The organism is Kitasatospora sp. NPDC097691 (assembly GCF_040302665.1).
Lineage (GTDB): Bacteria > Actinomycetota > Actinomycetes > Streptomycetales > Streptomycetaceae > Kitasatospora.
Genome location: NZ_JBEORY010000110.1, coordinates 1 through 7,748, shown reverse-complemented (window position 1 = coordinate 7,748; position 7,748 = coordinate 1). Strand labels below are relative to the sequence as shown.

The following is a 7,748-nucleotide window of genomic DNA, read 5'->3' as shown; positions in this document are numbered from 1 at the left end:
GGACGAGGCCGTACGCGCCGGAGCTCTTGTTGGTCGCGGTGTAGTCCCAGCCGCTCTCGCGCTTCACGATCTGGCTGAAGCACTGGAACTGGGGGCCGCGCCCGGGTGAGAATCCCGCCGACCCGGACACCCCCTCCGACGACGCCCTGCGGCTGCTGCTCTCCTGGGCGGCCTCACGGTGAGCCCCGCCCGACCATGGCTGCGCGGCCCCGTCCTCCTCGGCGCCGTAGCCGACGCGATCGACCGAACCGAGGAACCCGCTCTCCTCGGACAACTCGTCACCGTCCATGACATCGTGGAGACTCTGCCGTACCGTCCGTCCACGTGACCCTCGACCAGGCGTACGTCAACCAGATCTTCCTCCCGGCCACTTACGCCGAGGGGGTTCCGTACGAGCTGTTCCGTGAGCTGCGGGCCGAGGCGCCGGTGTGCCGGGTGGAGGAGCCGGCGGTGGGGGAGTGGCCGGCCGGGCCCGGCTACTGGGCGGTGCTGCGGCACGCCGATGTGAAGCACGTGCTGCGTACGCCGGAGGTGTTCTCCTCGCACCTCGGGGCGACCCAGATCCGCGACCCCGACACGCCGGCCGATCTCGCCTTCGCCCGCACGATGATGCTCAACCAGGACCCGCCGGACCACTCCCGGCTGCGCCGGGCCGTCGCGGCCGCGTTCACCCCGCGCGCGCTGCACGAGCTGACCGCCGCCATCGAGGATCGCGCGGCCGAACTCGTCGCCGGCATCCGCCCCGTGGGCGAAGCCGACTTCGTGCCGCTCGCCGCCGATCTGCCCGTGTGGACGCTCGCCCGGATCCTCGGCGTGCCGGAGCAGGACCGTCAGTTGCTGGTCGACTGGTCGAACCGGGTGATCGGCTACCAGGACCCCGACCACGCCCGCTCCAGCACCGCGGACCCCTCCCGGCTCACCGACCTGGGCCGTGCCGCGCTCGCCCACCGCCCGGCCGTCCTCACCACCCCCGACGGCCGCCCGGTCAACCCGCGTTCCCGCGCGGCCCTCGCCGACATGTTCGCCTACGCGCACGCGCTCGCCGAGCAGCCGCCGCCCGGCAGCATCGTGGCCCGCATGCGGGAGACCGGGCTGAGTGCCGCCGAGTTCGAGACGATGTTCTTCCTCTTCGGTGTCGCCGGCAACGAGACCCTGCGCAACGGCCTGCCGGGTGGGCTGTACTCCCTGCTCACCCACGTCGACCAGTACCGCCTGCTGTGCCGTCGGCCGGATCTCGTCGCTTCGGCGGTGGACGAGCTGCTGCGATTCTGGCCGCCCGTACTGGAGTTCCGACGAACCGCCGCGCGGGACGTCGTACTCGGCGGGCAGCCGATCCGCGGTGGTGACAAGGTGGTGGTGTACCACGCCTCCGCCAACCGCGACGAGTCGGTGTTCGCCGATCCGGATCGCCTGGACATCACCCGCACGCCGAACGACCACGTCAGTTTCGGTTTCGGCCCGCACTTCTGCGTCGGAGCGCAACTGGCGAGGATCCAGATGTCGGCACTGCTGCGGCGAGTCATCGCCGAGCTGCCCGACCTGGAGCTCACGTCGGGTGTGCCGCCGACGCGGCTCGTGTCCAATTTCCAGAACGGACTGAAGGGCTTGGGCATCCGCTGGCGGTAGGGCAGCCCTTCGGCAGCCCCTCGCGGCTCCGGTCACGACTCCCACCGGATCGCGAGCAGCGCCGCGTCGTCCGTCAGGCCGGTGGTGTCGACCCAGTCCCGCACGTCGGCCAGCAGGGCGTCCAGCAGGTCGGCGGGGCTCCCCGCGGGCAGCCCCGGCAGCCGCTCCTCCAACGGGTAGAAGACGCCGTCGGCGCCCCTGGCCTCGGTCACCCCGTCGGTGTGCAGGAGCAGCAGGTCCCCCGGCCGGGCCTCGAACCGGCCCGCCGGGTACCCGCCGCCGGTCAGCCCAAGCAGCCCGAGCGGAGGCGCGGCCGCCGGCGGCGCCAGTGCGCCCACCCGGCCGGCCCGGCGCAGCAGCGGGGGCGGGTGGCCGCAGTTCACCAGCGCGACCGGCTCCGGCCCAGGCGGCACCGACAGCAGCAGCGCGGTGGCGAAGCGCCCCTCGCCCGGGCGGTCGGCCAGTGCGCCGTCCAGCCGTTCGGCCAGCCGCCCGAGGTCGGCTTCGGTGCGGGCCGCCTCACGGAACGCCCCGAGCACGTCCGCCGCCGTCTCGACGGCCGGCAGGCCGTGCCCCTGCACGTCCGCCAGCAGGATCCGCACGCCGTACCCGGTCTGCACGACGGCGTAGAGGTCCCCGCCGATCCGCGCCTCGGCGGCCGCGGCGACGTAGCGCACGGAGATCCGGAGCGGACCGATCCGCTCCGGCGGTGGGCGCAGCAGGGCGCGCTGCGCCGCCTCCGCCACCGTGCGGACCTGGAAGAGCTCCCGTTCCCGAGCCGCCACCAGCACCACGTTGGCCGCGCTGGCCAGGGTCGCGGCGAGCACGGTGACCAGCGCGGTGACGTGCACCTCGGTCGGCAGATCGGTGTTGGTGGTCTCCAGCAGGCCGACGGCCACCACGGCCAGACCTCCGGCCGCCAGCGGCACCCGGGCGCTGCGGGTGGTCGCCCCGGCCAGCACCGGCGCCACCGCCAGCACGGGCGACAGCGTCGTCCCGGGCCCGCTCACCAGGTCCACCACCACGGCGGCGACCAGCAGCAGGAATGCGCAGAACAGCAGCAGCCGGGTGCGCCGCGGCAGGTGCAGCGGCGGCATCCCGTCCGGTCCGTCGGCACGCACGTGTCCTCCAGGCTGGGAAGCGCCCCACCCTCCACTCTCTCCGGGCTCCCGGCGGGCGGCACCTCGGGCCGGTGGGTCGCCGGGTGGCCCACCCCGATCCTGCTGCAGCTCCACGGCACCACGGAGAGCCGGGACGAGGCCCCGCCGGCTGCTCGGGGCTCTCGGTCCGACGGTCTCAAGTCCCTTCCGGCCCGCTGGAACCGGCGCTCCATCAGTTGCGCGACGCACTCCACCGCAGGAACAGCAGCGCCACCGCCGCGATCCCCGCGCCGAGCCCGTACACCACGGCGGCGCCCGACCCCAGGGTCGCGCCGCCGAGCACCGTGCCGAGCCCGATCCCGGCGTAGATGGCCGAGGAGTTGAGCGAGACGACCAGCGGTGTCTCCTGCGGGGCGACCTCGATCAGCCGGTGCTGTTGCGGCGGCGTCTGGCACCAGCCGGCGGCGCCCCACAGCAGCACCAGCAGTGCGACCAGTGGCACCACGGTGCTGCGGGCCGCCGCGAGCCAGGCCAGCGCCCCGAGCGCGGCCGCCATGGCGCCGTACCCGGCGGTCAGGACCACGGTGGACCCCCAGCGGTCGGTGGCCCACCCGGCGGCGAGGTTGCCGGCGACGGCTCCGAGGCCGTACAGGACGAGCATCCAGGGCACCGAGCCCTCGGACACCCCGACGGCGTCCAGCACCGGCACGCTGTAGGCGTACGCCGTGTAACTCGCCCCCATGCCGAGGACGGTGAGCGGCAGGACGGTGAGTACTGCCGGGCGGCGCAGCACGGCGAGCCGGGTGCGCAGCGGCACCCGGGCGTTTCCCGGCACCTGCGGCATGATCACCCGCAGCGCGGCGGCCACGAGCAGGCAGAGCCCCGCGACCAGTCCCAGCGCGGTGCGCCAGCCGAGCCAGTGGCTCGCGGCGTTGCCGAGCGGCACGCCGATCGCGGTGGCGATCGTCAGGCCCCCGATCACCACCGCGAGGGCGCGGGCCCGCAGTTCGGGGCGGACCAGGGAGGCGCTGACCGCCCCGGCGTTGGGGGTGTAGGCGGCGGCGCCGGCCGCCGCGAGGACGCGACCGGCCAGCAGGACGGCCAGGCCCGGGGCGAGTGCGGAGGCGAGGTTGGCCACGCCGAGCACGGTCAGTGCCCGGACCAGCAGGGTCCGGCGCGGCAGGCGGGCCAGCAGGGTCGCCAGGACCGGGGACAGGACGGCGTAGGCGGCGGCGAAGACGGTGATCGACTGGCCTGCCGTCGCCGGTGACACGTGCAGGTCGTCGGCCATGGACGGCAGGAACCCGGCCACCACGAAGGCGTCGGTCCCGACGGCGAAGGTGCCCAGTGCCAGGACGAGGGTGGCGGACAGCCCGCCGGCGGCCCGGGGCGGGGCTTGGGAAATCAGGACATCGGACATCCAGGTTCACCTCAGAAGTCGACGAACGGCCTGCGGCGTCGCGAAAGCGACCCGCGGCGGGAGTGGGAGGGAGGAGGAGGCTTCGGGTGGGGGGGAGGGCTTCAGCCCGTCAGTCGCGCGTAGTGCCGTCTGGTGCGGTCGGCGGCCCCGGCGGGCGCCGCCGCCATCAGGTCGGCCACCGTCTGTCCGGCGAGCTCGCGCCGCCAGGCCAGCTCGGCCTTGCGCATCGCGGTGGCCACCCCGCACGGGTGCCGGAAGTCGTCGCCGGCGGCGGCCGCCCCCTCCGTGCGCTGCCGGATCTCGGTGCAGCGGAAGAGGTCGTCGGGCCCTTCGATCGCGGAGACCACGTCCATCAGGGTGATCTGCTCCGGCGGACGGCCCAGTCGGAAGCCGCCCCGGGCGCCCGGCGTGGAGCTGAGGATGCCTGCCCGGACCAGTGCCTGTAGGCGCTTGGTCAGGTAGGCGGGCGGGAGGTCGAACCAGGCCGCCAGTCGTGCGGTCGGCACCGGCTGCTCGTCCGCGAGCCAGGCCAGTGTGAGGCAGCAGTGCAGGCCCCACTCGACTCCTTCGCCCATGCGCATAACCAGGACACTACACGTCCTGGTTGTCGGCGGGAAGCGGATAACGGGACCCCGGGGTCGCCGGAACGATCAGCCCGCGCAGGTCGGGCAGAGGCCCCGGTAGGTGACCTCGGCCTGCGAGACGGTGAATCCGAAGCGCTGCTCCGTCGGGAGGTCGGACAGCGGGTTGCCGAGGGGGTGGACGTCGCGGATGGCGCCGCAGCCGGTGCAGATCAGGTGCTGGTGCGGACGGTGCGCGTTGGGGTCGTAGCGCTTGGCGCGCCCGTCGGTGGAGACCTCGATGACCTCGCCGAGCGTGACCAGCTCACCGAGGGTGTTGTAGACCGTCGCCCGGGAGATCTCCGGGAGGCGCTCCGCCGCGCGGGCGTGCACCTCGTCCGCGGTCAGGTGCACGTGCTCGCCGTCCAGGACCTCGGCCACGACACGCCGCTGGGAGGTGAGGCGCCAGCCGCGCCCGCGCAGTCGCTCCAGCAGGTCACTCATATCGGTTCACCTATTCAGGTCAAGGGGAAGACCGGAGTTTACCAATACACATCCTGGGTCATCCGGATCCCGATCGGATATGGGTTTGGTGTCTTTCTTGACTTGGATTCCGTCCATCGTAGGATCGGCTCCGGCGCTAGCCTAGGTACCAGCAGTAGATGCCGTAGGTAGCACAGAAGACACCGTGATCCGCCTTGTGAGGGAAGGATTCCCATGTCTGACATCCACGATGCAACCGGCGAAGAGGCGAAGGCGGAAGGCTGCCCGGTGAACCACGGGCGCGCCGCGCACCCCACCCAGGGCGGTGGCAACCGCCAGTGGTGGCCGGAGCGGCTCAATCTGAAGATCCTCGCCAAGAACCCCGCCGTGGCCAATCCGCTCGGAGCGGAATTCGACTACCCGGCGGCCTTCGAGGCGCTCGACCTCCCGGCCGTCAAGCGGGACATCCACGAGGTGCTCACCACCTCCCAGGACTGCTGGCCGGCCGACTACGGCAACTACGGCCCGTTCATGATCCGCATGGCCTGGCACAGCGCCGGAACGTACCGGATCAGCGACGGCCGCGGCGGTGCCGGCGGCGGCCAGCAGCGCTTCGCCCCGCTGAACAGCTGGCCCGACAACGCGAGCCTGGACAAGGCCCGCCGCCTGCTGTGGCCGGTGAAGAAGAAGTACGGCCGCAGCCTGTCCTGGGCCGACCTGATGATCCTGGCCGGCAACGTCGCGCTGGAGGGCATGGGCTTCCGGACCTTCGGCTTCGGCGGCGGCCGGGTGGACGAGTGGGAGCCCGACGAGGACGTCTACTGGGGCCCGGAGACCACCTGGCTGGGCGACGAGCGCTACACCGGGGACCGCGAGCTGGAGAACCCGCTGGCCGCCGTCCAGATGGGCCTGATCTACGTCAACCCCGAGGGCCCCAACGGCAACCCGGACCCGATCGCCGCCGCCCGCGACATCCGCGAGACCTTCTACCGGATGGCGATGAACGACGAGGAGACCGTCGCGCTGATCGCCGGCGGACACACCTTCGGCAAGACCCACGGCGCCGGCCCGGCGGACAACGTCGGCCTGGACCCCGAGGACGCCCCGATCGAGCAGCAGGGCCTCGGCTGGAAGAGCGCCTTCGGCACCGGCGTCGGCGCGGACGCGATCACCAGTGGCCTGGAGGGCGCCTGGACGCCCACCCCGATCACCTGGGACAACAGCTTCTTCGAGACGCTGTTCGGCTACGAGTGGGAGCTCACCAAGAGCCCGGCCGGCGCCCACCAGTGGAAGCCGAAGGACGGCGCGGGCGAGGGCACCGTCCCGGACGCCCACGACCCGGCCAAGCGCCACGTCCCGATCATGCTCACCACCGACCTGTCGCTGCGCTTCGACCCGGTCTACGAGCCGATCTCCCGGCGCTTCCTGGAGGACCCGGAGGCGTTCGCCGACGCCTTCGCCCGCGCCTGGTACAAGCTGACCCACCGCGACATGGGCCCGGTCGTCCGCTACCGCGGCCCGGAGGTCGCGACCGAGCAGCTGCTCTGGCAGGACCCGCTGCCGACCGTCGACTACCAGCAGGTCGGGGCGGCCGACGTGGCCGACCTCAAGCGGCGGATCAACGCCACCGGCCTGTCGGTGGCCGAACTGGTCTCCACCGCCTGGGCGGCGGCCTCCTCCTTCCGCTCCAGCGACAAGCGCGGCGGCGCCAACGGCGGCCGGATCCGGCTGCAGCCGCAGATCGGCTGGGAGGTCAACGAGCCCGACCGGCTGGCCGCGGTGCTGCGCACCCTGGAGGGCGTGCAGCGGGACTTCAACGCGCAGGGCGGCGGCAAGCAGGTCTCGCTGGCCGACCTGGTGGTGCTGGCCGGCGGCGTCGGCGTCGAGCAGGCGGCCAAGGCGGCCGGCCTCGCCGTCGAGGTGCCGTTCGCGCCCGGCCGGGTGGACGCGCCGCAGGAGCTGACCGACACCGAGTCCTTCGCCGCGCTGGAGCCGAAGGCCGACGGCTTCCGCAACTGGGTCGGCAAGGGCAACCGCCTGCCGGCCGAGTACCTGCTGCTCGACAAGGCGAACCTGCTCGGCCTGAGCGCGCCGGAGCTGACCGTGCTGGTCGGCGGCCTGCGGGTGCTGGGCACCAACCACGGGCAGTCCGCGCACGGCGTGCTCACCGGGACCCCCGGCGTGCTGACGAACGACTTCTTCGTCAACCTGCTGGACCTGGGCACCCGCTGGACGGCCACCTCGGAGGACTCGCACACCTTCGAGGCCCGGGACGCCTCCGGCAAGGTCACCTGGACCGGCACCCGGGCCGACCTGGTCTTCGGCTCGAACGCCGAACTGCGGGCCGTCGCCGAGGTGTACGCGAGCGACGACGCCAAGGAGAAGTTCGTGACGGACTTCGTCGCGGCCTGGGTCAAGGTCATGAACGCGGACCGCTTCGACCTCGTCTGATCCCCGACGGCGGCTTCGTGCAGGACTGAGCGCCCCGGCCTGTGTCCGCCGGCTCTGCCGGGCCGGTGCGGCCGAGCGACTCGGCGGGCAGCGGGCAGCGGGCGGCGG

6 protein-coding genes and 1 pseudogene are annotated in these 7,748 nt (G+C 73.1%); 2 read left to right on the top strand and 5 right to left on the bottom strand.

Annotated elements, in window-relative coordinates:
• A pseudogene (locus ABTY56_RS38300) lies at positions 1-289 on the bottom strand (hypothetical protein); the annotation flags it as partial.
• 35 nt (positions 290-324) lie between these two features.
• Between ABTY56_RS38300 and ABTY56_RS38295 the strand changes: the two are divergent.
• Entirely contained in the window at positions 325-1,626 is a 1,302-nt protein-coding gene (locus tag ABTY56_RS38295; protein ID WP_350634319.1) for a cytochrome P450, read from the top strand.
• 32 nt (positions 1,627-1,658) lie between these two features.
• Here the strand turns inward: ABTY56_RS38295 and ABTY56_RS38290 are convergent, their stop codons facing one another.
• The 4 genes from ABTY56_RS38290 to ABTY56_RS38275 all read right to left on the bottom strand — a co-directional run bounded on the left by ABTY56_RS38290 (position 1,659) and on the right by ABTY56_RS38275 (position 5,210).
• Positions 1,659-2,747 (bottom strand): PP2C family protein-serine/threonine phosphatase, encoded by a 1,089-nt coding sequence (locus tag ABTY56_RS38290; RefSeq protein ID WP_350634318.1) that lies wholly within the window; start codon positions 2,745-2,747, stop codon positions 1,659-1,661.
• Positions 2,748-2,958: 211 nt separating this feature from the next.
• On the bottom strand, positions 2,959-4,146 hold the full coding sequence (locus ABTY56_RS38285) for an MFS transporter (RefSeq protein WP_350634317.1): 1,188 nt from the start codon (positions 4,144-4,146) through the stop codon (positions 2,959-2,961).
• A 101-nt stretch (positions 4,147-4,247) separates the two neighbouring features.
• Positions 4,248-4,727, bottom strand: coding sequence for an RrF2 family transcriptional regulator (locus ABTY56_RS38280; RefSeq protein ID WP_350634316.1), 480 nt, complete (start codon positions 4,725-4,727; stop codon positions 4,248-4,250).
• A gap of 69 nt (positions 4,728-4,796) precedes the next feature.
• Positions 4,797-5,210 carry a Fur family transcriptional regulator gene (locus ABTY56_RS38275; RefSeq protein ID WP_350634315.1) on the bottom strand — a complete coding sequence of 138 codons (414 nt, stop codon included), beginning with the start codon at positions 5,208-5,210 and terminating at the stop codon, positions 4,797-4,799.
• A gap of 213 nt (positions 5,211-5,423) precedes the next feature.
• Here ABTY56_RS38275 and katG point away from each other — a divergent pair, with 213 nt between their 5' ends.
• Positions 5,424-7,640, top strand: a complete 2,217-nt coding sequence (katG, locus tag ABTY56_RS38270) for a catalase/peroxidase HPI (RefSeq protein ID WP_350634314.1) — start codon at positions 5,424-5,426, stop codon at positions 7,638-7,640.
• Positions 7,641-7,748 lie beyond the last annotated feature (108 nt).